Source organism: Thalassococcus sp. BH17M4-6 (assembly GCF_049323015.1).
Lineage (GTDB): Bacteria > Pseudomonadota > Alphaproteobacteria > Rhodobacterales > Rhodobacteraceae > Puniceibacterium.
The window spans coordinates 292,480-315,132 of sequence record NZ_JBMPGU010000001.1 but is presented as its reverse complement, the minus strand read 5'-3'; the positions used below and the strand labels follow the sequence as shown (position 1 = coordinate 315,132).

Below are 22,653 nucleotides of genomic sequence, written 5' to 3'. Positions count from 1 at the left end.
GAGGTCAAAGAGCACGTGAACCGGAACGCCGCCATCGGCGTCCGGGGTCGCTGCGCGGTCGAGGCAGTACACTAAGACGGCCCGCCCCGCCCGTCAGGTCAGCCTTTGTCGTCGGTCTTACCGTGGTCGTCGCTCTTTCCGTTGGGTTCGCGTTTCTGGGACTCCTTGCGCTCGGGCCGAGCGGGCAACAACGACAGGATGCGCATGTCGACGGTTTCGCGCGGCTCGTCCTCCGGGCCCAGCAGGCGAAGCTCACCGGCAGAGCCGATGTCGGCCAGCACCATGGCGCCGGGGTGGGTTTCGCGCCAGTCCTCGATGGTGAATTCGTCAGACAGGCGCGTGACCCGGAATTCACAGTCGCCCTGCATCCGCGCGTTCGCCTCCAGATAGGTGTCGTCGGGACCGAACTTGCGGCCGCCAAGCGATGGCGGCAGCGCGTGGCGGCTGCTGCTTTCCTTGGCGCGGCGCAGCTGGAACACGTTTTCGCGGCCGAACTCGGGCGCAAGGTCGGTGGCGACCAGCGTGTTGTAGGCATCGTTGTCGGTGGCGGCGATGATCTTTTCATAGCGGACAAGATCAAGTCGGTCCTCAGCCACCTCGGCCAGGATGTCCCCAAAGAACGTCTCGACCCCCGCCTCGCGCGCGCCGCGCAGGTGGCTGTGATTGGGGTCGGCGATGGCGACGGGCAGGTCCATCTTCTGCAGCGCCTGGGCCAGGGCAACCGACCAGGGCGACCCGCCGACGATCAGCACGCCGGGCCGTTCCGTCGCGATCAAGCCCAGCCAGCGCGCGATGGGTTGCAGGGTAAAGCCGTGTAGCACGACGCTTGCCGCGACCAGCGCAAACGCCAGTTTCGACACCTCGGTCCCGTCCTCGATCCCGATACTGGCGAGGCGTTCGCCGAAAAGGCCCGCCACGGCCACCAGCACCACGCCGCGCGGGCCGGTAAAGGCGACCAGAAGCCGTTCGTTCCAGGGAATGTCCGACAGCGCCAGCGACATCAGCACCGCCACCGGCCGCGCAATCAGGATCACCACCGCGACGAAGGCCAGTGTCGACCAATCGATGCTCATCAGCGTTTCGCGGGTCATGTTCGCGGCCAGCAGGATGAATACGCCCGACACGAGCATGACCGTGGCGTGTTCCTTGAACCGCCGCAATTCGGCGTAGCTGGGCAGATTGGCATTGGCGATGTAGATACCCATGAGCGTCACGGCCAGCAGGCCGCTTTCGTGCAGCACCGCGTCCGACAGGGCGAACACCCCCAAGAGCAGGACGAAGAGCACAGGCACCTTCATGTATTCCGGCACCTTGCCCAAGCTGAACGCCTTGGACAGCGCCCAGCCTGCCGCGAGGCCGAGAACAGAAGCGACGAGGATGCCCGTCACCAGATCCTGTATCGCGGCGCCCGCGCCCGTCGCGGTCTGCAGCACGATCACCACCTCGAAGGCCAGCACCGCCGCCAGGGCGCCGACGGGGTCGTTCACAATCGCCTCCCACTGCAGCAGCGCTGCGGGACGGCGGCGCAGGCGGGCCTGGCGCAGCAGCGGCGCGATGACGGTGGGGCCGGTGACGATCATGATGCCGCCGAAAACGGTCGAGGTTTCCCAGCTGAGCCCGGCAACGTAGTGCAGCGCCGCGGCAGAAACTGCCCAACCCAGCGGCGCACCGACGAGGACCAGCCGCCGAACACCGACAGCAGCGTCGCGCAAGGACGCGAAGTTAAGTGTCAGCCCGCCCTCGAACAGGATGATGGCCACGGCGATCGCAATGATGGGTGACATCAGGTTGCCGAAATCGCGCGACGGGTCCAGCACACCCAGCACCGGCCCGATGATCAGCCCGGCAAGCAGCATCAGCACGATCGCGGGCATCCGAAGGCGCCATGCCAGCCACTGCGATCCGACCCCCAGAGCCCCCACAAGGGCAAAGCCCAGAACCGGGTCGATGCCCGCAATGTCCGATGTTGCCATGATTTCTCCGTTTCGAAAGACTTGCCGGTCGCGCGACCCGCGTCCGTAACTATAGGCGGCTGGTGACGGTTTGGTAGGGGGCCAGTCCGCGAGAGACCGGATGCCCCAGCATCAGCACCAGATCGCCCACATCAACGCAGCGCGCGGGCGACCAGTTCCCGCGCACCATCGGGATTTGCAAGCCGATCAGCCGCGCAGGGTCGGCATAGCCCGGCATGCGGGCTACGAAGGCCTGCAGCGCCGCCGACTCGGCCACCCGGTCGGCGCTGTCCTGCGGGCCCGCCACCGGCACGGCGACGATGCCGCGCCCTGCACCGGCGGCCAGACCCTGCGCCAGCGCCGCGGCCAGACCCAGCAGCTGCCGCTGCCGCGACACCAGCGATCTGGCGGTCTGCAGCGCGCTGAGGTCTATGCACAGATGCACCGGCTCGCTGCCCCAGGCCTCCGTCAGTACGTCGGCTGCATGGGTGGTTTCCAACGCCAGGGCCAGCGGTTCGATCCAGCCCGGCACGGCGCGCGCCAGCTCTTCCAAGGGAGGCGCCGCGTCGTCGATGGCAAGGATGGTGGCGTAAAAGCCCGCCAGGCGATGCACCAGCGGATGACACGCCCCGACACCACCACGGTGCGACCCTTGAAATACGAAACCCCCAACACCCGTTCACACGCACCCGTCAACTCACCCGCAACGGCCTAGCACCAAGCGGCCCGCATTCCTATCCCGGAATGTGTGCCTGCGGATCAGGTCGCGTCATGCAGGATGTCGACACCGAAAAGCCGGGCGTGCTGCTGCAAGGCAAAGCGGTCGGTCATGCCGGCGATATAGTCCGCCACCAGCCGGGCCAGGTCGGTTTCGTCGCGGGCGGCCTCGATCTCGGCCTGCCAGCGGCGCGGCAAAAGCTCGGACCGCTGCAGGTAAAGCGGAAAAAGGTCGTTGACCACGGTCGTCACGCGCGCCCGCTGCTCCATCACCGACGGTGCGCGATACATCTTGTGGAACAGGAAATCGCGCAGCGCGCGGATGTAGTCGGTCATGACGGGCGAAAATGCGATCACCGGACGGCCCAGTTCGCGGATCGCCTGGGCATCGGCGCAATCGGCGCGGTCGAGCGCAGCGCGCGAAGTGTCGATGACATCGCTCACCATGGCGCCAAACACCCGGCGCAGCGCCTCGTGACGACGGCGATAGGCACCAAGCTCGGGATAAAGCCGATCCACCTCGGCATAGGCCGCGCCGATGACGGGCAGTTCCGCGATCTCATCCTCGGAGAACAGCCCCGCGCGCAGCCCGTCGTGGATGTCGTGATTGTTGTAGGCCACGTCGTCGGCCAGGGCCGCCACCTGCGCCTCGGCGCTGGCGTGGGTGTGCAGTTCCAGATCGTGCAGCGCGTCGTATTCGGCCAGAGCGTAAGGCAGATCACCCGTCACCGGACCGTTGTGTTTCGCAATGCCTTCAAGGGTTTCCCAGGTGAGGTTCAAGCCGTCGAATTCGGCATAATGGCGTTCGAGCGAGGTCACGATGCGGATCGTCTGGGCATTGTGATCGAACCCGCCGTAAGGCGCCATCAGCGCGTGCAGCGCATCCTCGCCCGTATGACCAAAGGGGGTGTGCCCCAGGTCATGCGCCAGCGCCACCGCTTCCGTCAGGTCGGTGTTGAGCCCCAGCGCCCCCGCAATGGTGCGCGCCACCTGCGCCACTTCGATCGAATGGGTCAGCCGCGTGCGGTAAAAATCGCCCTCGTGTTCGACGAACACCTGTGTCTTGTGCTTGAGCCTGCGAAAGGCCGAGGAATGGATGATCCGGTCGCGGTCGCGCTGGAAACAGGAGCGGAAGGCGCTTTCCTCTTCGGCCACGCGCCGCCCCCTGATCCGTTCCGGATCGCATGCATACACCTGCTGCATTTCGCGCATGTCCTTGTCGCCTGTCCCGGGCGTTCGTATATTACGGTGATGCGCAATTAGAAACCTTGGAAGAGGATGCCATGCAACTGCCCCCGAAAGTGACCGAACGCGCCTTTGCCCGCCTGGCCGAAATCGGCGCGGGTGATCAGGGTCAGGCCCTGCGTGTCGCCGTCGAAGGTGGCGGCTGTTCCGGCTTTCAGTACGAGATCAAGCTTGACGCGCCCGAAGACGACGACCTGATCCTGGAAAGCCAGGGGCAGAAAGTGGTGGTGGACGCGGTGTCGCTGCCGTTCCTGTCGAATGCCGTCATCGACTTTTCGGACGAGCTGATCGGCGCGCGTTTCGTCATCGAAAACCCCAATGCCACGTCGTCCTGCGGCTGCGGCACCAGCTTTTCGATGTAGCGACCTCAGGCCCGCTGCTGCGCTTGGGCGCGGCGCGGCAACCAGTCGTCCATCACCAGCCACAGCCCCGATGCGATCACCAGCGTCACGCCGGTTATGGTGCCAGCGCCCGGCACCTCGCCAAATGCGGCATAGCCGATCACCACCATCCAGACGAACTGCAGGTTCATCAGTGGCGTCGCCACATAGGCAGGCAGCAGCCGCAACGCCACGGTGACCAGCCAGCGCGCCGCGAACAGGCACAGCGCATAGCCCGCGACCCAAGCCAGATCGGCCAGCGGCATCGGCCGCCAGACGAATGGCAATGCCAGCGCCATCACCGCAAAGATCGCCAGGTTCGGATAGAAGACCTGCGCCAGCGCGTTGCGTTCGTACCGGCCGATGTAGCGCGCGCAAAGCATCGACCCCGTGCCCGTGACCGCCGCCATCAGCGCCCAGGCGTGGCCCGCCTGTGCCGCCGACAGCCCAGCGGGCATCAGGCACCAGATCCCCAGCACCCCCAAAGCCAGACCCAACAGGGCAGAGGGACGCAGCGGTTCGCCGAGTGTCGGACCACTCAGCGTCGCGGCGATCACCGGCATCAATCCAATGAACAGGAACACATCCGCAAAGGGCAAGAGCCGAAAGGCCTGAAAAAAACCGATGCAGGCCAGCACGGTAAGCGCCGCGCGCAGGGCCATCGCCCGGGGGCATGTGGTGCGCAGGCCACCCGCCGCGACCGCCCCCTGCCCGCCCAAGCGGTTCGCGCCGAGCGTCAGCAGCAAAACCAACGCCGCCGACAGCGCGAAAAGCTGCGGCGCCGCATAGCCGCCGGCGATCAACTTGGTGATTCCGTCGGCGGCGGAAATGGTCAGCGTGTAAAGCGCCACCAGCCCCGCGCCGATCAACGGCGTCGATGCCAGGCTCATGCCGGGACCGCCAGGGGTGCGGCGCGCGAAAATCCTTCGAAGAAATCCTCGAAAAGGTCCGAGGATCGCTCCGCCTGCATCAACACCTCAAGCGCGCCGTCCGACAGCCGGTCGGCGATGATCGGGCGCATGTCGTGCCAGTCGGTGCTGCGGGCCTCGGCCATGGCGAACATGCATTCGGACATCTCGCGCAAAGGTGCGGCGGTGTGCGCCGCGCGGTCGAACCGCATCCGGCCGGGGACGAGCGCCGCGTCAAAGACGGGGCGGCCCGCCGTGGCCTGATGCCAGTTGCAGACCAGGAAATCGTGATAATCGTCCTGCACGCCAACATCCTGCGCCGCGGTGATACGGAAGCGCCGGGTTTCGGCCTCGAGCCAATCGGCCCAAAGCACGGGCGGCACCTGGCCTGCATAGCGCAGGGCGACGCAGATTTCGGCCAGCAGATCGGCGTTCTGATCCAGATAGGCCAGCAGCCCTGCAAAATGCAGGCTGGTGATCGCCGCCGTATCCAGTTGCGGATCGCGACGACCGTATTCCGACAGGTAAAAGACCGTATGCGTCAGCTCGTAGGCGGCCTTCTTGTTGGGCAAAGCAAAGGTCTGCGAGCGGTTGATGAAACGGTGCATCCGCGCCTCCAACCCGCCGTCGTCGGGCAACGGGTCGCGGCCCCGGCGGGCCATGATGCGCCGCGCCTCCATCCGCTGCAAGTCCGACAGTTCCGCCTCGGCCAGCCCTTCGTCGCAGGCCCAGCCGACCAACCGCGCGCCGGTGTCACCCGCAAGCCCCAAATCCTCGAGGTCGAGCGTGATCGACAACAGGAACCGATAATACTGCGGAAAGAACCGCAGCCGCTGTTCGACCGTGTCGTAAAAGCCCCGGTGGGACGCCAGCGCGGCGTCGGACAGGCGCTGGCCGGTGCATTCCAGGATGTTCAGGATTTCCGCGTTTTCCTTGAGCCAAAAGACATCGTCGCCAGACCTGCGTTCGCTGGCAAAGCTGTGCAAAAGCGCCCCAATCCGGGTCTCGGTCGGGCGCAGCCTGGGTGGGGTCTTAAGCTGGATCACGTTGGTCATGGCGGATGCTCCTGTCATTGAAAAAGGGGGCACGCACGGCCCCCTTTCTGTGTCACCTGCGGGATCAGGACCCGGAGGTGTAAAGCGCGCAGCCCTCACCCTCGGCCGCCGTTTCGGCACGCAGCGGGGCGGAGCCGGAGGTGAACATTTCGACCGCGTCACCGGTCACGGCCTTCGCGCCTGCGGGGGCGGAGCCGGAGGTGAACATCTCGACCGCGTCACCGGTCGCGGCCTTCGTGCCTGCCGGGGCGGAGCCGGAGGTGAACATTTCGACCGCATCGCCGGTCACGGCCTTCGTGCCTGCCGGGGCGGAGCCGGAGGTGAACATTTCGACCGCATCGCCGGTCACGGCCTTCGTGCCTGCCGGGGCGGAGCCGGAGGTGAACATTTCGACCGCGTCACCGGTCATGGCCTTCGTGCCTGCGGGTGCGGAGCCGGAGGTGAAAAACCCGGTCATGTCACCCAAAAGCGCGTCTGACGATGCCATCGGAGCGGAGCCCGAGGTGAACATTGCGCATCCGTCCCCGGCATGCATATTCCCGGCCCGAAGCGGGCTGGTCAGAGAAAGGAAATCTTCGGAATTGGTGTGCTTGAGTTGTGCCGACATGGTGTCCTCCTTGGCTACTGTGCCCTTAAACGCTTGCACGCCATGATTGATTTCAGAAATGTTTTTTCTAGTCATGCGTGTTCTCAGAACAGTTATCCACACGAGCGACATCAGGCAGTTTTCTGACCGCCTTACCCTTCATCAGGTTATCCACATCCGCGAAATTTTTTGGAAAAACACCTACGGGCCGCGACAAAGGCCCTTTGTCGACGGTCGAATCACACCCCGTTTTTCACGCCCATCCGGCGGCGCCCCGGACCCTGAAGGGAGGATCGGCCCCGTCCCGATTCGACGCCTCGGGCAAAACCCCGGCAAGATGCTTGCCAGTGCCGCCGCCATCGGCGATAGAGTCGGAACGCTCTGGGGATCCGAGATGAAAATCGCGACATTCAACATCAACGGGATCAAGGCGCGTATCGACGCGCTGCCCGCCTGGCTGGACGAAGCCAAGCCTGATGTCGTCCTGCTGCAGGAAATCAAGTCGGTGGACGAGACCTTTCCCCGAGAGATTTTCGAGGATCGCGGATATAACGTCGAAACGCACGGTCAGAAATCGTTCAACGGCGTCGCAATTCTTTCCAAGCTGACGCTCGAAGACGTCAGCCGCGGCCTGCCGGGCGACAATTCCGACGAACAGGCGCGCTGGATCGAGGCGACGGTCGTGGGTGACGCTCAGGCGGTGCGGATTTGCGGGCTGTACCTGCCCAACGGCAACCCGGTCACCTTCGACGGCGACGGCGCACCCGAGCGCAGCGGCAAGTACGGCTACAAGCTTGACTGGATGCAGCGGCTGCACGCCCGCGCCGTCACACTTCTGGCCGAGGAGATGCCGACGCTCATGGCGGGCGATTACAATATCATCCCGCAGGCCGAGGATGCGGCCAAACCCAAGGCCTGGGAAAAGGACGCGCTGTTTCTGCCCGAAAGCCGCGCCGCCTTTCGCCGGATCCTGAACCTGGGGTTCACCGACGCCTTTCGCGCCCGCACCCAGGGCCCCGGACATTATTCATTCTGGGACTACCAGGCCGGCGCCTGGGAGCGGAACAACGGCATCCGGATCGACCATTTCCTGCTGTCCCCGGCCTGCGCCGACCTGCTGACCGACTGCCAGATCGACAGCGCCGTGCGCGGCCGCGACAAACCGTCGGATCACGTGCCGGTCTGGGTGGAGCTTGCCGCCTGAGGGCTGCGACCCGCTTGCACCCGCGCATCTGCGCGCTTACACCTTTGCCGACATAAGGACCGGAGCCCAGACCATGGCGATGCAGGCGCAGGAAATCGAAGATCTGATCCGTGCGGAATTTCCGCAGGCAAGGATCACCATCACCGACCTTGCCGGCGACGGAAACCACTACGCCGCCGAGGTCATCGACGAGTCGTTCCGCGGCAAGAATCGGGTCCAGCAGCAACGCGCCGTCTATGCCGCGCTCAAGGGCAAGATGGACGGCGCGCAGGGCGAGTTGCACGCGCTGGCGCTGACCACCAAGGTGCCGGAGTGACCGAAAGCGGGCGGAAATGATGACGTTTCTTGCCAACACATGGCCGATCCTGGGCGCGATGGCGCTGGTGGGCCTGATCACATACGGCGCGCTGATGCCCATGATCCGCGCAGAGCGCCGCCGCCAAGAAGGAAAGAGCCAAGATGACTGATGCGAAGACCAAGATCGACGAAACCGTCCGGGCCAACGACGTGGTGCTTTACATGAAAGGCACCAAATCGATGCCGCAATGCGGCTTTTCCAGCCGCGTCGCCGGGGTGCTGAACTACATGGGCGTGGAGTATGCCGATGTGAACGTGCTGGCCGATGACGAGATCCGGCAAGGCATCAAGGATTATTCCGACTGGCCGACGATCCCGCAGCTGTATGTGAAGGGCGAATTCGTCGGCGGCTGCGACATCATCACCGAAATGACGCTGTCGGGCGAACTGGACCAGCTTTTCGAGCAGAACGGCGTGACCTACGACAAGGATGCCGCCGACAAGATTCGCGAAGCCAACGGCTAACGAAGGCGCGGTATTCGTTGAAGGGCGTGGCCGGTGGCTGCGCCCTTTTTCGTTCGGTCGGCAGGGATGGTAAGACAGGGAGCGAGGGGCCAGCCCCTCGCGCACCCCGAAGTATTTCCGGGCAGATGAAAGCAGGATCGATGTCGCCGGTTCGCGCATTTATCGGCGTGGGTGGTCAGCCCGCCGCCTTTTCCTCGATCTCCGACGCCAGCGACTCCGCCCTTGCGGCGATTTCTGCCAGGCTGTCGGTGACGCCCGCAGGCAGGACCGGGACCTCGACGCGCTGGGGTTCGGGGGCCGGCGCCTCCTTGAGCGCGCGCAGCTCGTCATGCAGGCCCGCGGCGCGGTCTTCGCTTTCGCGCAGCTTGTCCTCGAGCCCGGCAGTCTTGTCAGCCAGCATCAGCCCCGCCATCAACAGCATGCGCGATTCCGGCACCCGGCCGATCTGATCGACCAGCACCTGCGCTTCGGCGTTGAGCATGGCGGCGGCGGACTGCAGATACTGTTCCTCGCCGTCCTGGCAGGCGACCTCGAACGTGCGGCCGCCAATGGTGATGGCTACTTCGGGCATCAGGCAGTCTCCTCTGACGGGTCGGTCGGGGCGCTGGCGGCCTGCGCCAGCAGCGGCTCGAGCGTGTCGAGCACGACGCGGTTCTCGGCGGCATCGGCGGCGCGCGCGGCGCGCAGGCCCTCGAGCTCGGCCAGCATGGCCTTGTTGATCAGATGCGGCTCTCCGACATTTTCCTCGAGCGCGCTGCGCATTTCCTGGTTGGTCGCGGCCAGCATGTCGTTGGCGCGGCGCAGGCGCTGCAGTTCGGTGTCGAGCCGGGCGATGTTTTCGCCCTGCCCCGCCACCTGAGCCCGAAGGTCGGTGACCTCGCCTTCCTGCTTCTGGCGGATCGCCTTCACCCGCTCTTCCAGCTGGGCATTGGCCAGCCGCTCGTCCTCGAGCGCCTCGCGCAGGCGGGCGAGCTCTTCGGGATCGGCCTGCGGCACCTCGACCGGTGCAGGCTCTTCCACAGCGGCGGCGGGCGGCGTTTCCAGCGCTTCCACGCCTTGCGCGATCCGGTCCAGAGCGGCCGTGATCCGACGCTCCAACTCATCAATCTGGGTCATGGGCTTGCCCTTTGTACTGCCTCGGGGCGTTCTTGACAGCCTTCGCCTGCGCGAATCGCCGTGGCCCCGTTGGTTGCCGAGTTTAACAATGCTGATCGGAAATTGCGCCCCCTTAACTGTCAAGGCCTTATGGGCCATGCTTGATCTTCGCGCGCGGGCTGATAAGAGCAAGCCCAAGCTCTTTTCAACCAAAGGATGCCGCCCCGTGGATATCGACGCCCTTCGCCAAGCCCACCCCGATCACTGGATGCGCGCCGCCGCCATCCGCGCCCTGACGCTGGATGCCGTGGCCGCCGCCAATTCCGGCCATTCCGGAATGCCCATCGGCATGGCCGACGTGGCCACGGTGCTGTTCGAAAAGCATCTGAAGTTCGATGCCGCCAACCCGCAGTGGCCGGACCGCGATCGGTTCATCCTGTCGGCGGGCCACGGGTCGATGCTGATCTATGCGCTGCTCTACCTTGTCGGCGATCCCGAGATCACGCTCGACCAGATCAAGGACTTCCGCCAGTGGGGCGCCAAGACCGCAGGCCACCCCGAGAATTTCCTTGCGCAGGCGATCGAATCCACCACCGGCCCGCTGGGTCAGGGCATTTCCATGTCTGTGGGCTTTGCCATCGCCGAAGAGGCGATGCGCGCGCGCTTCGGCTCCAAACTGGTTGATCACCACACCTATGTCATCGCCGGGGACGGCTGCCTGATGGAAGGCGTGAGCCACGAGGCCATCGGCCTTGCCGGGCGCCAGCAGCTGTCGCGGCTCATCGTCTTCTGGGACAACAACAACATCACCATTGACGGCAAGGTTGATCTCTCGGACCGCACCGATCAGGTCCAACGGTTCGAGGCGGCGGGCTGGCACGTCCAGGAGATCGACGGGCACAACCCTGACGAGATCGACACCGCCATCACCGCGGCCAAGAAATCCAAACAGCCTTCGATGATCGCCTGCAAGACCCACATCGCGCTCGGCCATGCGGCGCAGGACACCTCCAAGGGCCACGGCGCGCTGACCAATGCGGATCAGAACGCCGAAGCCAAGGCCGCCTATGGCTGGACCACCGGCCCGTTCGAGGTTCCGGCCGAGATCAAGGCGCAGTGGGAAGAGATCGGCAAGCGTGGCGCCGCGGACCGCGATGCTTGGGAAGCGCGGCTCGAAGGCCTGTCGGCGGGCAAGCAGGCGGAATTCGCCCGCACCCTTTCCGGCACCGCGCCCAAGAAGATGAGCGCGACCATCAAGGCGCTGAAAAAGCAGGTTTCCGAAAGCGCACCCAAGGTCGCGACGCGCAAGTCGTCGGAAATGGTGCTCGAGGTCATCAACCCGATCCTGCCCGAAACCATCGGCGGGTCGGCGGACCTGACCGGGTCGAACAACACGCTGACCCAGGATCTGGGCACATTCGACACCGACAACCGCAAGGGCCGCTACATCTATTACGGCATACGTGAACACGGCATGGCCGCGGCGATGAACGGCATGGCGCTGCACGGTGGCATCCGCCCCTACGGCGGCACGTTCTTCTGCTTTACCGACTATGCCCGCCCCGCGATGCGGCTGGCGGCGCTGATGAAGGTGCCGACGGTCTTTGTCATGACTCATGACAGCATCGGCCTGGGCGAAGACGGCCCGACCCACCAGCCGGTCGAACACCTGGCGATCTGCCGCGCCACGCCCAACACTCTGGTCTTCCGCCCCGCCGACACGGTCGAGACGGCAGAGGCCTGGGAACTGGCGCTGACGCAGGAAAGCACACCGTCGGTGCTGGCGCTCAGCCGTCAGAACCTGCCCACCGTGCGGACCGAGCACAAGACCAAGAACCTGGTGAGCCAGGGGGCCTATGTGCTGGCCGATGCCGAAGGCAAACGCCAGGCGCTGATCATGGCCACCGGCTCCGAAGTGTCGGTCGCCATGGCCGCGCGCGAGATCCTGCACGCCGAAGGCATCGGCACGCGCGTCGTGTCCATGCCCTGCTGGGAGCTTTTCGAGGCGCAGGAGGAAAGCTATCGCAAGCGGGTCCTGCCCGGCGGCCCGGTGCGCGTCGCGGTCGAGGCGGGTGTGCGGTTCGGCTGGGACCGCTGGCTTCTGGGCGAGCGGGGCAAGCGCGAAAAGGCGGGCTTTGTCGGAATGGACAGCTTTGGCGCCTCGGCCCCGGCGGAAACGCTTTATGAAAAGTTCGGCATCACCGCCGAGGCGACCGCGCAGAAGGTGCGCGATCTGCTGATGGGTCACTGGCGGGAAAAGTAAGCCGCGGTCGACATGATGTGATCGGAACGCCCCGTGACCCGAAAGGTCCGGGGCGTTTTCACGTCCGATCACAGGCAGTTTATGCAACCCCGGCGCCCCCCGGCGCGTTGGAGAAGAATGCCAACGATAACCGGAGATTGTCATGACCGTCCGCCTGTCCCTTTCGCTGATTGCCACACTCGCCGCCCTGCCCGCCTGTGCGCAAAGCTTTGAGCGTGGCGAGCGCAACACCGATCTGCAGCCGCAGGACCCCAGCCAGTTCCGCGCGCCTTTGGAAACTTCGGATATCGAGATCAGCCAGGATGTCGTGGCCTCCGGCCTCGAACACCCATGGGGGATCGAGGTGCTGCCTGACGGCGGCGGCTACCTTGTCACCGAACGCCCCGGTCGTCTGCGCCACGTTGCGCCTGACGGGACCTTGTCGGACCCCATTTCTGGCGTGCCCGAGGTGGTGGCCGAGCGTCAGGGCGGATTGCTCGACGTGGCACTGTCGCCCGATTTTGCCGAAACGCGCCGGGTCTACCTCAGCTATGCGAAGCCCGTGGGCGACAACCTGTCGGCGACCGCCGCCGCCTATGGCACGTTGTCAGAGGATCTGAGCAGCCTGACGGATGTGACCGACATTTTCGTGCAGACGCCCGGGTCGACCGCGCCGATGCATTTCGGTAGCCGCGTCGTTTTCGATGATGCGGGCCATGTCTTTGTCACGACGGGCGAGCATTCCACCCGCAAGTACCGCCACTATGCGCAGGATCTGGACAAGACCTACGGCAAGGTCGTGCGCCTGACCGGCGACGGCGATGTGCCCTCCGACAACCCGTTCGTCGACACCGAAGGCGCGCGGCCCGAAATCTGGTCGCTGGGCCAGCGCAACATCCAGGGTGCGATGATGCGCGACGGCCAGCTTTGGACCATCGAACACGGTCCGCAGGGCGGCGATGAGCTGAACCTGATCGAACCGGGCAAGAACTACGGCTGGCCGGTGATCAGCTACGGCCAGAATTACAACGGCAGCACCATCGGCGACGGCATCGCACAGATGGAGGGCATGGAACAGCCGGTCTATTTCTGGGACCCGGTGATCGCCCCCGCGGGCATGATGACCTACGACGGCAGCGCCTTTGCCGACTGGCAGGGCGACGTGCTGATCTCGTCGCTTTACCCCGGCGGCATCGTGCGGCTGGAACTCGACGGCAACACCGTGGCGGCCGAAGAGCGCGTGCTGATGGATCTGGGCCGCGTGCGCGACGTGGAAACCGATGCCGACGGGACGATCCTGCTGATCACCGACCAGCCCGACGGCGCGCTGATCCGGCTGTCGCCCGCAACCTCGGGCTAAGGTCCGGCTTGCCGATTTGCGCGGCAGTGGGTCGGCGGATTTCAGCAGATTCGGCAGGAATTGGCCCTCACGCTGTGACGGGCCTTTTCTCTGTCCGCGTCGCGGCGGTAGGGATGGCCCATGCGGATCACATCCATCGCCCCGGCGCTTGCGGCGCTGCTGTTCCTGTCCCCCGATCCGGCCGTGCCGCAGGGGATCGACGGCTATGCCGACACGCTGCGCAACCGCTCGGGCGCGCCGGGCGTGGGAATCGGCTGGATCATCGACGGCGCGTCGGGCATCAACGTGGCGGGCGTGCGCGCCCGCAACACCGATGCGGCGATCGGGCCGCAGGATCTGTGGCACATCGGATCGAACGCCAAGGCCATGACCGCCACCCTTGTGGCGCGGCTGGTCGAGGCGGGCGTGCTGCGATGGGATGACACCATCGGCCAGAGCCTGGGTGATCTCGACCCGCATCCCGACTACCGCGACGTGACGCTGCAAATGCTGCTGGCGCATCGCGGCGGTTTGCCCGCCAATCTTGGCCCTCTGGCCCGGCGCGGTCTGTCCGGGCGGCTGGCAGAGCGTGAGATGATCGCCGACCGCCGCAGCTATGCCCGCAGCGTGCTGGAAGGCGCGCCCGTGTCGCGCCCCGGGACCGAATTCCTGTATTCCAACGCCGGTTACGTGGTCGCGGGCGCGATGATCGAGGCCGCGACCGGCCAGACCTGGGAAACCCTGATCGAGGCCTGGGTGTTCGAGCCGCTGGACATCCAGACCGCCGGGTTCGGCGCGCCGGGTAACGCCCAGACGCTGAGCCAGCCGCGCGGTCACGGCGGCACCTTTCCGTGGTCACGCGGCGCCGTGGCCCCCGGCCCCGACGCGGACAACATCCCCGCCATGGGCCCGGCCGGAACGGTGCACCTGAGCCTGCGCGACCATCTGCGCTTTCTCAACGCGCATCTGACGCGCCGCGGTGGATTCCTGAGCGCAGAGAGCTGGGAAAAATTGCAAAGCGACGTGGCGGACCAGGGCTATGCGCTTGGTTGGGTGGTGCGCGACGACGGGGCGCTAGCGCATGCGGGGTCGAACACGCTGTGGTTCAACATCGCGCTCATCGACCGGACGCGCGGCCTCGCGCTGGTGCTGGCGCTCAATGACGGTGCGCTGTCGCGGGTTCGCCCGGCAAGCGAGGCGGTGCTGGCGGCCATCCTGGCGCAACAGCCAGACTAGAGCGCGATGCAGACAGATTGAACCGCGCGCGAACGTGCTGAAGCGGACCTTGCGCAGCCGGGAGAGGAGCCGCGCCATTGCTGTCGCGCGCAAATGCGATCCGACCTCTGCGCTCAGGCGCTTTATACCAGCCAGGTCCGCACGCCACCCCGGCGATGCACCAAGCTCAGCCAAATCGCAGCCGCGTGGGAGCGCGACTGCAATGGCGCGGCGGCCGCAAGCGGCCTTGATTCCGCGCGGGGTGCTTGGCTCGTCCGTCCGCTCAAGGCCATTTCGAGCCTTTCGCATCACGCTTTAGCATTCAAAGCGCGGCGGCAACGCCCAGGTAAAAGCCAAGCTCGGTCAGCTGCTGCGTGCCGCCCAGACAATCGCCGGTATAGCCGCCCAACTTGCGCAGAAAGAGCGCGCGAAAGCCCCAACCCAGCACCGCCATGCCAAGAAGCCCGCACACCAGCGCGCCTGCCCCCAGCATCAGGAGCGCCGCGATCAGGATCACGAAAGAGATCAGCAGCGCGACGCGGTACCCCTGCGGCGTGACGGTGGGGGCGGCAAACTTGTTGCCATCGACGCGCGCATAGTCGGTCGTTGCGATCAGGTGTACCGGCGCCATCCGGCTTAGCCCGTGTGCGCAGATCAGCGCCGCGACCGCAATCTGCGGCGGCATCGCCGCCAGCACGGCGATCTTGAGCGCCAGCACCACGGCGATCGTCACCACGCCGTAGGATCCAATGCGGCTGTCGCGCATGATCTCGAGCGCACGGTCCCGTGTGGTCCCGCCGCCCAGCCCGTCGGCGGCATCGGCCAGCCCGTCCTCGTGCAGCGCGCCGGTGGCCAGCAGCGTCGCCGCCAGCGACAGCAGCAGCGCAGGCGCGCCCGGCCAGACCTGCGCCGCCGCCCAAAGCGCCGCGCCGCCGATCAGCCCCACCACCACGCCGACCAGCGGGTAGTATTGCGCGGACCGGGTCTGCAGATCATCGGAAAACGGCACATCGCCCGGCACCGGCAGCCGTGTCAGGAACTGCAACGCCAGCAGAAAAACCTGCCATTCCTGCCGCCAACGCGCCCTCGCCTGCCTCACCGCCGCGCCCTTTCCGGCCAAATCCCCGTCACCCGCCCTCTCTAGCCCTGCGGTGAAAGCGGCTCAATGCCCCTTGCGGCCGATTTCCCCCTTGACGCATGGCCTCCCCCCGGCAAAGAGGGCGGCATGGCCGTACCTCTTCTCACCGTCGATCTTTCCGCTCTGCGCCAGAACTGGCGCGCCCTTGCCGCCCTGTCAGAGACCGAGACCGCGGCAGTGGTCAAGGCCGACGGATACGGCCTGGGCGTGGGCCCGGTCGCGACCGCGCTGGCCCGCGAAGGCGCGCGGCGTTTCTTCGTGGCCGTCGCCGAAGAAGGTGTCACCCTGCGCAAGGTGCTTGGGGCGGGCCCCGAAATCTACGTGTTTTCCGGGCATATGGACGGCGATGCCGACCACATCCGCGCGGCCACCCTGACCCCGATGATCAATTCCATCGACCAGATGCTGCGGCATGTGGAGGCGCTGCCGGGACACCCGTTCGGCATCCAGCTTGATACCGGCATGAACCGGCTGGGGATGGAGCCGGGCGAATGGGCGGCGCTGCGCGACATCGCGCTGGCGCAGAACCCGACGCTGGTGATGAGTCACCTTGCCTGCGCGGACGAGCCCGAGCACGGCATGAACGCTTTTCAGCTGCAGACCTTCCGCGACATGACCGACGGCATCGACGCGCCCCGCGGGCTGGCGGCGACGGGCGGCATCCTGCTGGGCCGGAACTATCACTTTGACCTGACGCGCCCCGGGATCGGCCTTTACGGCGGGCGCCCCTTTGCCGACGCGGCGCCGGTGGCGCATCTGGACATTCCGGTGATCCAGGTCCGCGACGTCGCAGCGGGGGAATCCGTGGGTTATGGCAATTCCTGGGTCGCGCGTACCCCGGCGCGCATCGCCACCATCGCCGCGGGCTATGCCGATGGCATCATCCGCGCCATGGGACCCAAGGCCCATGTCTTTGCGGGCGACGCGCGCTGCAAGATCGTCGGCCGCGTGTCGATGGATCTGATCGGGGTCGATGTCACCCATCTGGACGACCAGCCCGAGACGGTGTCCCTGCTGGGCCACCATCAGGGTGTCGACGATCTGGCCGATGCGGCGGGCACCATCGGGTACGAGATCCTGACCTCGCTTGGCGCGCGCTACGCCCGCCGCTATTCCGGCGGCTGACCGCAGGCGCGGCCCGCTGCCCCACCGTCCCGCTTGACCGCGGCGCGGGGTGCATTAGCACTTTGCCACAGCGTCAGCACAAAGGATGGCACGCGATGAGCAGCCTGATGGAGCCGAATTACACCCTGCTTGCCTTTCTCTTTGCGCAGAAGTTCGTCTATGCCGAGGCGGTGTTCGTGCTGGCCCTGCTGCGCGCGCTGCTGGCGACAGCGGCGGCGCGGTTTTCGGCGCTGCTGGCGGCGGCGCTGGCCGCGGCAATCACGCTCACCGTCTTTGCCCCGGCGCTGAACCTGCAGGCGCACCCGGTCTATCCGGTCGCGACCCGCGCGCTAGACCACGGCCAGGGCATGACCGCGCTGCTTTGCCTGATGGCGGTGATGCTGGCCAGCGGCGTGCTGCCCGGTCACCGGCATCGCTGGATCGACGCGCTGCATGGTCTGCTGTGCCTGGGCTTGCTGGGCCTTTGGATCGCGACCATGTTCTAGGGCACGGCCCCCGGTGAAAGGCCTCGCATGCGCTGGCTCAACCTGATGTTGCTGATCCTCTATCCGGTCGCGTGGAGCGCGCCGCTGATGCGCGCGGGCCTGTTGCCGATCTTCGGCCTGAGCGAAATCTCGGTCCTGACAGGGCTGCAGTCGCTCTGGGCCAGCGACATCTTCCTGGCGCTGGTGGTCACGGTCTGCGCGCTCTTCGCACCGTATCTTAAGACCATCGGGCTGGCGCTCGTGCAATTCGGGCTGCTCAGCCGCCGGGTGATGCCGGTGCTGACGATGCTGGGCAAGCTTGCCATGGCCGACGTTTTCCTGATCGCGCTTTACATCACCCTGTCGCGCGGAATCGGGGTGGGCCGGATCGAAAGCGCCTGGGGTCTTTACCTGTTCACCGGGTGCATCCTGTCGTCGCTGATCCTGGGGCTGTTGACCGAAAAACGCACCTCAATTGATGACGGCCGGGAAACAATCGGTCCGGACGCCAAGGATTGACGAAGCATTCATGCGGGCGCAAAATAAAGACGAAATTTTTATTTCGTATTTTGGAACAGGTGAGCAAAAATTCGCTTAGTATTGAGTGACGTGGGTTCCGAGGGGAAAATTTGAATGGGCCAGACCTTGCAATCATCATTTGTATTGCTGCGCGATCTGCTGCAGCGGCTGGCCTTTCTGACGATCGTCGCCCTGTCGCTCTCGCTTCTGGCCTATGCCGGTGCCTGTGCGCTGGGGTATGCCCCTTGGCTGACGATGGATCTGCGCTTCGGCGATTATGTCGTGCCCGAGGCCGGAATGATCGTGCAACTGTCGCTGACCGGGCTTGCCGTCACCTTATGCTTTTTTCTGCCCACAAATGCGCGGGTCATGGCGCTGGAAACCTCGCACCGGCGGTTTCACATCGGCATGCAGGACGTGGCGCGGGCCTATGCCGTGGCGCATGCGGCGGACCGGACGGGCGTCTTTACCCTGTCATCGGAATTCGATTCGATCCGCGAACGCATCGCCTTCCTGCGCGACCACCCGGACCTCGGGGAACTGGAATCCTCGGTGTTGGAAGTCGCCGCCCAGATGAGCCACCTGAGCCGCGAATTGGGCCAGGTCTATTCGGACCGCAACGTCGCGCGCGCCCGCGATTTCCTGATCCAGCGCCAGCAGGAGATCGAGGATTTCAACACCCGCCTCGACCACGCGAAAGCCGTCGCCGCCGAGATGCGCGGATGGCTCGACCGGGTCGAGATGGACGAGGCGGTGGCCGAAGCGCAGCTGGCGCGGCTTTGCGATGAACTGGCCGACATCCTGCCCGAACTGGACCAAACGCACGAAGAGCCCGCTCAGGCTGAGCCCGCCAAGCTAGACGAGACGCAGGACCGGGAGGACACCCTGCCCCAGGACGACGACCGGATCGTCGCCCTTCTGGCCCGCCGCGCCGCTGAATAACGCCCGCACGGACCTGCGGCCGCGCCGCTGCCCCTTGCCGCCGCCGGGCCCTTGGGCCACAAGACCGGCATGGCCAAATCCTCCTCCACTTTCGTTTGTAACGCCTGTGGCAACACCACCTCCAAATGGTCGGGGCGGTGCGAGGCGTGCGGCGCGTGGAACACCATCACCGAAGAGGCGCCACTGACCGCCGGTCCCGCGAAGAAATCGCTGGGCGGCGCCCGGGGCCGCGCCACGCCGCTCACCGATCTGTCCAGCAGCGAAGCGCCGCCGCCGCGCACCTCCTCGGGCCTGTCGGAACTGGACAGGGTGTTGGGCGGCGGGCTTGTGCCCTCGTCGGCCATCCTCGTGGGCGGCGATCCGGGCATCGGCAAATCCACGCTGCTCTTGCAGGCGGCGGCGATGTTCGCGCGCGCCGGGCTGGGCGTGATCTATGCCAGCGGCGAAGAGGCGTCGGCCCAGGTGCGGATGCGCGCGCAGCGGTTGGGGCTGGCGGATGCGCCGGTGAAGCTCGCCGCTGAAACCAATCTGCGCGACATCCTGACCACGCTGGAGCAGGAACGCCCGGCGCTGGCCATCATCGATTCGATCCAGACCATGTGGGCCGACAATGTCGACAGCGCGCCGGGATCGGTCAGCCAGGTCCGCGCCGCCGCGCATGAGCTGACGAATTTCGCCAAGAAGCGCGGCATGGCGGTGATCATGGTCGGCCACGTGACCAAGGACGGCCAGATCGCGGGTCCGCGCGTCATCGAACACATGGTCGACACGGTGCTGTATTTCGAAGGCGAGCGCGGCCACCAGTTCCGCATCCTGCGTGCCGTGAAGAACCGCTTTGGCCCGGCGGACGAGATCGGCGTGTTCGAGATGACCGGCGGCGGGCTGGCCGAGGTCACGAACCCCTCGGCCCTCTTTCTCAGCGAACGCGGCCAGCCGTCGCCCGGATCGGTGGTGTTCTCGGGCATCGAAGGCACGCGTCCGGTGCTGTGCGAATTCCAGGCGCTGGTCGCCCCCACCCCGCACAGCCAGCCGCGGCGCACGGTCGTCGGCTGGGACGGCGGGCGTCTTGCGATGATTCTGGCCGTGCTCGAGGCGCGCTGCGGCATCCCCTTTGCCGGGCTCGACGTCTATCTGAACGTGGCGGGCGGCATGAAGATCAGCGAACCCGCCGCCGATCTGGCTGTGGCCGCCGCGCTACTTTCCGCCCGTGAAGACACCGCCCTGCCGCCCGAGACTGTCGTTTTCGGCGAAATCAGCCTATCAGGTGCCCTGCGTCCCGTCAGCCAGACCGAATTGAGGTTGAAAGAAGCGCAGAAACTTGGTTTCACCAGCGCCATCGCGCCCGAGGGCGGCAAGGCCGGGGAAGTCAACGGCATGTCGCTGAACCAGATGGGCGATCTGACCGCGTTCGTGGGTGATGTTTTCGGTGCCGGGTAAGGTGCCACCGTTGATCAGAGGGACCTGATGGAAGGTTTTACAGCAGTCGATGGCGTCGTCGCCGTCATCATCGTGCTTTCGGCGCTTCTGGCCTATTCGCGCGGCCTTGTGCGCGAAGCGATGGCCATCGCCGGATGGGTCGCCGCGGCGATTCTGGCGTTCATCTTTGCGCCGCAGGTGCAACCGCTGGTCAAGGAACTGCCGGTGGTCGGCGATTTCCTGTCCGACAGCTGCGAGCTGAGCATCATCGCCGCCTTCGCCGCGGTCTTTGCGCTGGCACTGGTGGTGGTGTCGCTCTTTACTCCGCTGTTTTCCTCGCTGGTGCAACGCTCGGCCCTGGGCGGTCTGGATCAGGCGTTGGGGTTCCTCTTCGGCGTGGCGCGCGGCATCCTGCTCGTGGCGATCGGGTTCTTCGTCTACCAGACCGTGATTACCGCGCAGGACATCCCTATGATCGACGACAGCCGCTCTGCCGCGGTCTTTACCCGCTTTACCGACCGGATCGAAGAGCAGAACCCCGAACAGGCCCTGGGTTGGATCACCACCCAGTACGAGGAACTGGTCGGCGTCTGCGAAGTCCCGGGCGCCAACGACGCCTGATCGCTCAGCTCCGGCGCGGCCGTTCACTCCGCCAGAAACGCATCCACCGCTTCCATCAACCGCGCAAACCCCGGCTCGTCGGGCACCAGCACGTGATTGCCGCTGTCGATGCTCAGCAGCGTCGCATCGGGCAACAGCCGCGCAAACAGCTGCGCCTGCGAAAACGGCTGGAGCGAGTCGTGCAGCGCATGGGCAACCAGCACCGGCGCGCGCACCTGCGGCAGGATCCCGGTCACATCTACCCGCCCGCAGACGGCGCGCAAGGTCACGGCCCATTCCGGAGAGGCAGAGGCCACCTGCATGTCGATGAAACTCTGAATCTGCGCTTCGCTGGCCTGCGGCATGAACAGCGAGGTAAAGCACCGCATCGCCCCGACATTGGGCTGACCCCAGCCCTTGCGGATCAGATCGCCAAAGGTCTGCGTCATCGCCGCCCCCAGCTCGCCGTCGCGCACCATGCTGCCTTGGGTAAACCCGCCATACAGGATCAGGCTCTTGACCCGTTCGGGATGGCGCGCCGCATAGATGCACGCGACCGACGCGCTCTGTGACGCCGCAAAGATCGAAAAGTGATCCAGCTCCGCCGCATCCGCCACCGCTTCCAGATCCTCGACCAGCTTGTCTTCGCTTACCTCGGTACAGCTGCGGTCCGACATGCCGGTGCCGCGCGGGTCATAACGCACCAGCCGCCGCCCGCGCCCCAGCCGGTGCAGCCAGGCGGACCAGACCGGGCTCTGCCAGTCCATTTCCTGATGGGTCATCCAGTGACCCGCCCGCAGCAGTGGCGGCCCCTGACCAATACTGCTCCAGGCCAGCCCCGCGCCGTCGGCAGAGCTTGTCATGCGCACCCGAAACGCCGGGATCTCGCCAACCGGCGCGACGCCCAGCTGATCCTCGGCTTCATTGCAGCGCGTCACCGGGGCAATCAGCTGCACACCGACGCGCTGCACCGTGCGGATGATCGCCTGTTCGCGCCCGCTGTCGCCGACGGCACTGCGCGCCGCACTGATTCGCGCCGCGATGGTCGCATCCGACACGATCTGCCCCTTCCAGACCGTTTCGATCAATTCGTCCCGCGTCACCACGCTTCCCGCCCGTTCGGCCAGCAGCTGCAACAGAGCAAAGACCTGCGGCTCCACATGGACCTCTTCGCCGCCGCGCAGCAGACGGTGACGGGACAGGTCCAAGCGACACTCTGCGAATTGAAATATCATGCCCCAGAGTAAACCGCAGAAAATGGCCTCGAACAACGGCAATACCCGTCTCAAGAACAACACAAGCTCAGGGCAAGCAAATCACAAGACCGCCTTCAAGCGCGTCGCCGCCGGGTCTGTCAGGGTCATCCCATCAGACATGACCTCAACCGGAGACACCGCTATGAACCGCCAGATCCCCAATCACCGCCTGCGCCACGATGGCTCGATCGACACCGCCTATTACATGGCCCGTGGCCGCCGCCTGCGCTCCGAAGCCGCCCATCGCATGGTCGGCCACGACATTCAGGATAGTCCGGCCCGCGCCCGGCCGCGCCAGACGGGTCTGTTCGGCATGCTTTTCAGCTGAACCGGCCCGGCGGCGGCATCCCTGCCGCCGCGACCGGCCCGGATACCGAAAACGCCGGCGTTCTCCGGCATCCGGGCCACCAAATGTACAAAGGGCAACAGCTGA

Annotated in this window: 25 protein-coding genes; 15 read left to right on the top strand and 10 right to left on the bottom strand. The window is 65.8% G+C overall.

Annotation, left to right across the window (positions count from 1 at the left end; genetic code table 11):
• Positions 1-98: 98 nt before the first annotated feature.
• From ACOXXX_RS01395 to ACOXXX_RS01385, 3 genes are all read right to left on the bottom strand, one after another.
• Positions 99-1,973 (bottom strand): cation:proton antiporter, encoded by a 1,875-nt coding sequence (locus ACOXXX_RS01395; protein WP_422824748.1) that lies wholly within the window; start codon positions 1,971-1,973, stop codon positions 99-101.
• Positions 1,974-2,022: 49 nt separating this feature from the next.
• A complete protein-coding gene (locus tag ACOXXX_RS01390) occupies positions 2,023-2,565 on the bottom strand; it encodes a hypothetical protein (protein ID WP_422824747.1) in 543 nt (180 codons plus the stop codon).
• Positions 2,566-2,711: 146 nt separating this feature from the next.
• Positions 2,712-3,872 (bottom strand): deoxyguanosinetriphosphate triphosphohydrolase, encoded by a 1,161-nt coding sequence (locus ACOXXX_RS01385; protein WP_422824746.1) that lies wholly within the window; start codon positions 3,870-3,872, stop codon positions 2,712-2,714.
• Between the two features lie 80 nt (positions 3,873-3,952).
• Between ACOXXX_RS01385 and ACOXXX_RS01380 the strand changes: the two genes are divergently transcribed.
• On the top strand, positions 3,953-4,276 hold the full coding sequence (locus ACOXXX_RS01380; RefSeq protein WP_422824745.1) for a HesB/IscA family protein: 324 nt from the start codon (positions 3,953-3,955) through the stop codon (positions 4,274-4,276).
• 5 nt (positions 4,277-4,281) lie between these two features.
• Here ACOXXX_RS01380 and ACOXXX_RS01375 read toward each other — a convergent pair whose 3' ends face one another.
• The 3 genes from ACOXXX_RS01375 to ACOXXX_RS01365 all read right to left on the bottom strand — a co-directional run bounded on the left by ACOXXX_RS01375 (position 4,282) and on the right by ACOXXX_RS01365 (position 6,864).
• On the bottom strand, positions 4,282-5,184 hold the full coding sequence (locus ACOXXX_RS01375; RefSeq protein WP_422824744.1) for a DMT family transporter: 903 nt from the start codon (positions 5,182-5,184) through the stop codon (positions 4,282-4,284).
• The gene (locus ACOXXX_RS01370) at positions 5,181-6,257 is read right to left on the bottom strand and encodes a DUF6902 family protein (RefSeq protein WP_422824743.1); all 1,077 of its coding nucleotides are present in this window, start codon (positions 6,255-6,257) and stop codon (positions 5,181-5,183) included. The genes ACOXXX_RS01375 and ACOXXX_RS01370 overlap by 4 nt, the downstream gene beginning before the upstream one ends.
• A 64-nt stretch (positions 6,258-6,321) precedes the next feature.
• Positions 6,322-6,864, bottom strand: a complete 543-nt coding sequence (locus ACOXXX_RS01365) for a hypothetical protein (RefSeq protein ID WP_422824742.1) — start codon at positions 6,862-6,864, stop codon at positions 6,322-6,324.
• Between the two features lie 373 nt (positions 6,865-7,237).
• Here ACOXXX_RS01365 and xth point away from each other — a divergent pair, with 373 nt between their 5' ends.
• The 4 genes from xth to grxD all read left to right on the top strand — a co-directional run bounded on the left by xth (position 7,238) and on the right by grxD (position 8,869).
• Entirely contained in the window at positions 7,238-8,047 is an 810-nt protein-coding gene (gene xth / locus ACOXXX_RS01360) for an exodeoxyribonuclease III (protein WP_422824741.1), read from the top strand.
• Between the two features lie 73 nt (positions 8,048-8,120).
• The gene (locus ACOXXX_RS01355; RefSeq protein ID WP_422824740.1) at positions 8,121-8,363 is read left to right on the top strand and encodes a BolA/IbaG family iron-sulfur metabolism protein; all 243 of its coding nucleotides are present in this window, start codon (positions 8,121-8,123) and stop codon (positions 8,361-8,363) included.
• Between the two features lie 16 nt (positions 8,364-8,379).
• Positions 8,380-8,514: a hypothetical protein gene (locus ACOXXX_RS01350; RefSeq protein ID WP_422824739.1), complete on the top strand. Its 135-nt coding sequence runs from the start codon at positions 8,380-8,382 to the stop codon at positions 8,512-8,514.
• Entirely contained in the window at positions 8,507-8,869 is a 363-nt protein-coding gene (grxD, locus tag ACOXXX_RS01345; protein ID WP_422824738.1) for a Grx4 family monothiol glutaredoxin, read from the top strand. The genes ACOXXX_RS01350 and grxD overlap by 8 nt, the downstream gene beginning before the upstream one ends.
• A gap of 175 nt (positions 8,870-9,044) precedes the next feature.
• Here the strand turns inward: grxD and ACOXXX_RS01340 are convergent, their stop codons facing one another.
• Positions 9,045-9,440, bottom strand: a complete 396-nt coding sequence (locus tag ACOXXX_RS01340) for a cell division protein ZapA (RefSeq protein ID WP_422824737.1) — start codon at positions 9,438-9,440, stop codon at positions 9,045-9,047.
• A complete protein-coding gene (locus ACOXXX_RS01335) occupies positions 9,440-9,985 on the bottom strand; it encodes a hypothetical protein (RefSeq protein WP_422824736.1) in 546 nt (181 codons plus the stop codon). The genes ACOXXX_RS01340 and ACOXXX_RS01335 overlap by 1 nt, the downstream gene beginning before the upstream one ends.
• 205 nt (positions 9,986-10,190) lie before the next feature.
• Between ACOXXX_RS01335 and tkt the strand changes: the two genes are divergently transcribed.
• The 3 genes from tkt to ACOXXX_RS01320 all read left to right on the top strand — a co-directional run bounded on the left by tkt (position 10,191) and on the right by ACOXXX_RS01320 (position 14,781).
• The gene (gene tkt, locus ACOXXX_RS01330; RefSeq protein ID WP_422824735.1) at positions 10,191-12,227 is read left to right on the top strand and encodes a transketolase; all 2,037 of its coding nucleotides are present in this window, start codon (positions 10,191-10,193) and stop codon (positions 12,225-12,227) included.
• Between the two features lie 142 nt (positions 12,228-12,369).
• Positions 12,370-13,566 carry a PQQ-dependent sugar dehydrogenase gene (locus ACOXXX_RS01325; protein ID WP_422824734.1) on the top strand — a complete coding sequence of 399 codons (1,197 nt, stop codon included), beginning with the start codon at positions 12,370-12,372 and terminating at the stop codon, positions 13,564-13,566.
• Positions 13,567-13,686: 120 nt separating this feature from the next.
• Positions 13,687-14,781: a serine hydrolase domain-containing protein gene (locus ACOXXX_RS01320; protein WP_422824733.1), complete on the top strand. Its 1,095-nt coding sequence runs from the start codon at positions 13,687-13,689 to the stop codon at positions 14,779-14,781.
• 301 nt (positions 14,782-15,082) lie between these two features.
• On the opposite strand, the gene cobS is transcribed toward ACOXXX_RS01320, so the two are convergent.
• Positions 15,083-15,859: an adenosylcobinamide-GDP ribazoletransferase gene (gene cobS / locus ACOXXX_RS01315; protein ID WP_422824732.1), complete on the bottom strand. Its 777-nt coding sequence runs from the start codon at positions 15,857-15,859 to the stop codon at positions 15,083-15,085.
• Between the two features lie 126 nt (positions 15,860-15,985).
• On the opposite strand from cobS, the gene alr reads away from it, so the two are divergent.
• The 6 genes from alr to ACOXXX_RS01285 all read left to right on the top strand — a co-directional run bounded on the left by alr (position 15,986) and on the right by ACOXXX_RS01285 (position 20,985).
• Positions 15,986-17,023, top strand: coding sequence for an alanine racemase (alr, locus tag ACOXXX_RS01310; RefSeq protein WP_422824731.1), 1,038 nt, complete (start codon positions 15,986-15,988; stop codon positions 17,021-17,023).
• A 95-nt stretch (positions 17,024-17,118) separates the two neighbouring features.
• The gene (locus tag ACOXXX_RS01305; RefSeq protein WP_422824730.1) at positions 17,119-17,508 is read left to right on the top strand and encodes a hypothetical protein; all 390 of its coding nucleotides are present in this window, start codon (positions 17,119-17,121) and stop codon (positions 17,506-17,508) included.
• Between the two features lie 27 nt (positions 17,509-17,535).
• A complete protein-coding gene (locus ACOXXX_RS01300; RefSeq protein WP_422824729.1) occupies positions 17,536-18,006 on the top strand; it encodes a paraquat-inducible protein A in 471 nt (156 codons plus the stop codon).
• A 144-nt stretch (positions 18,007-18,150) separates the two neighbouring features.
• A complete protein-coding gene (locus ACOXXX_RS01295; RefSeq protein WP_422824728.1) occupies positions 18,151-18,948 on the top strand; it encodes a DNA repair protein in 798 nt (265 codons plus the stop codon).
• A gap of 69 nt (positions 18,949-19,017) precedes the next feature.
• The gene (gene radA / locus ACOXXX_RS01290) at positions 19,018-20,385 is read left to right on the top strand and encodes a DNA repair protein RadA (RefSeq protein ID WP_422824727.1); all 1,368 of its coding nucleotides are present in this window, start codon (positions 19,018-19,020) and stop codon (positions 20,383-20,385) included.
• Between the two features lie 27 nt (positions 20,386-20,412).
• On the top strand, positions 20,413-20,985 hold the full coding sequence (locus ACOXXX_RS01285; protein WP_422824726.1) for a CvpA family protein: 573 nt from the start codon (positions 20,413-20,415) through the stop codon (positions 20,983-20,985).
• 23 nt (positions 20,986-21,008) lie between these two features.
• On the opposite strand, the gene ACOXXX_RS01280 is transcribed toward ACOXXX_RS01285, so the two are convergent.
• Positions 21,009-22,172: an alpha/beta fold hydrolase gene (locus ACOXXX_RS01280; RefSeq protein WP_422824725.1), complete on the bottom strand. Its 1,164-nt coding sequence runs from the start codon at positions 22,170-22,172 to the stop codon at positions 21,009-21,011.
• Positions 22,173-22,221: 49 nt separating this feature from the next.
• Here ACOXXX_RS01280 and ACOXXX_RS01275 point away from each other — a divergent pair, with 49 nt between their 5' ends.
• Positions 22,222-22,548, top strand: a complete 327-nt coding sequence (locus ACOXXX_RS01275) for a hypothetical protein (protein WP_422824724.1) — start codon at positions 22,222-22,224, stop codon at positions 22,546-22,548.
• Positions 22,549-22,653 lie beyond the last annotated feature (105 nt).

Coding starts and splice junctions, on each gene's coding strand:
- ACOXXX_RS01395 (WP_422824748.1), bottom strand. CDS start 1,973: ATGGCAACATCGGACATTGCGGGCATCGACCCGGTTCTGGGCTTTGCC.
- ACOXXX_RS01385 (WP_422824746.1), bottom strand. CDS start 3,872: ATGCAGCAGGTGTATGCATGCGATCCGGAACGGATCAGGGGGCGGCGC.
- ACOXXX_RS01380 (WP_422824745.1), top strand. CDS start 3,953: ATGCAACTGCCCCCGAAAGTGACCGAACGCGCCTTTGCCCGCCTGGCC.
- ACOXXX_RS01375 (WP_422824744.1), bottom strand. CDS start 5,184: ATGAGCCTGGCATCGACGCCGTTGATCGGCGCGGGGCTGGTGGCGCTT.
- ACOXXX_RS01370 (WP_422824743.1), bottom strand. CDS start 6,257: ATGACCAACGTGATCCAGCTTAAGACCCCACCCAGGCTGCGCCCGACC.
- ACOXXX_RS01365 (WP_422824742.1), bottom strand. CDS start 6,864: ATGTCGGCACAACTCAAGCACACCAATTCCGAAGATTTCCTTTCTCTG.
- xth (WP_422824741.1), top strand. CDS start 7,238: ATGAAAATCGCGACATTCAACATCAACGGGATCAAGGCGCGTATCGAC.
- ACOXXX_RS01355 (WP_422824740.1), top strand. CDS start 8,121: ATGGCGATGCAGGCGCAGGAAATCGAAGATCTGATCCGTGCGGAATTT.
- ACOXXX_RS01350 (WP_422824739.1), top strand. CDS start 8,380: ATGATGACGTTTCTTGCCAACACATGGCCGATCCTGGGCGCGATGGCG.
- grxD (WP_422824738.1), top strand. CDS start 8,507: ATGACTGATGCGAAGACCAAGATCGACGAAACCGTCCGGGCCAACGAC.
- ACOXXX_RS01340 (WP_422824737.1), bottom strand. CDS start 9,440: ATGCCCGAAGTAGCCATCACCATTGGCGGCCGCACGTTCGAGGTCGCC.
- ACOXXX_RS01335 (WP_422824736.1), bottom strand. CDS start 9,985: ATGACCCAGATTGATGAGTTGGAGCGTCGGATCACGGCCGCTCTGGAC.
- ACOXXX_RS01325 (WP_422824734.1), top strand. CDS start 12,370: ATGACCGTCCGCCTGTCCCTTTCGCTGATTGCCACACTCGCCGCCCTG.
- ACOXXX_RS01320 (WP_422824733.1), top strand. CDS start 13,687: ATGCGGATCACATCCATCGCCCCGGCGCTTGCGGCGCTGCTGTTCCTG.
- alr (WP_422824731.1), top strand. CDS start 15,986: ATGGCCGTACCTCTTCTCACCGTCGATCTTTCCGCTCTGCGCCAGAAC.
- ACOXXX_RS01305 (WP_422824730.1), top strand. CDS start 17,119: ATGAGCAGCCTGATGGAGCCGAATTACACCCTGCTTGCCTTTCTCTTT.
- ACOXXX_RS01300 (WP_422824729.1), top strand. CDS start 17,536: ATGCGCTGGCTCAACCTGATGTTGCTGATCCTCTATCCGGTCGCGTGG.
- radA (WP_422824727.1), top strand. CDS start 19,018: ATGGCCAAATCCTCCTCCACTTTCGTTTGTAACGCCTGTGGCAACACC.
- ACOXXX_RS01285 (WP_422824726.1), top strand. CDS start 20,413: ATGGAAGGTTTTACAGCAGTCGATGGCGTCGTCGCCGTCATCATCGTG.
- ACOXXX_RS01275 (WP_422824724.1), top strand. CDS start 22,222: ATGGCCTCGAACAACGGCAATACCCGTCTCAAGAACAACACAAGCTCA.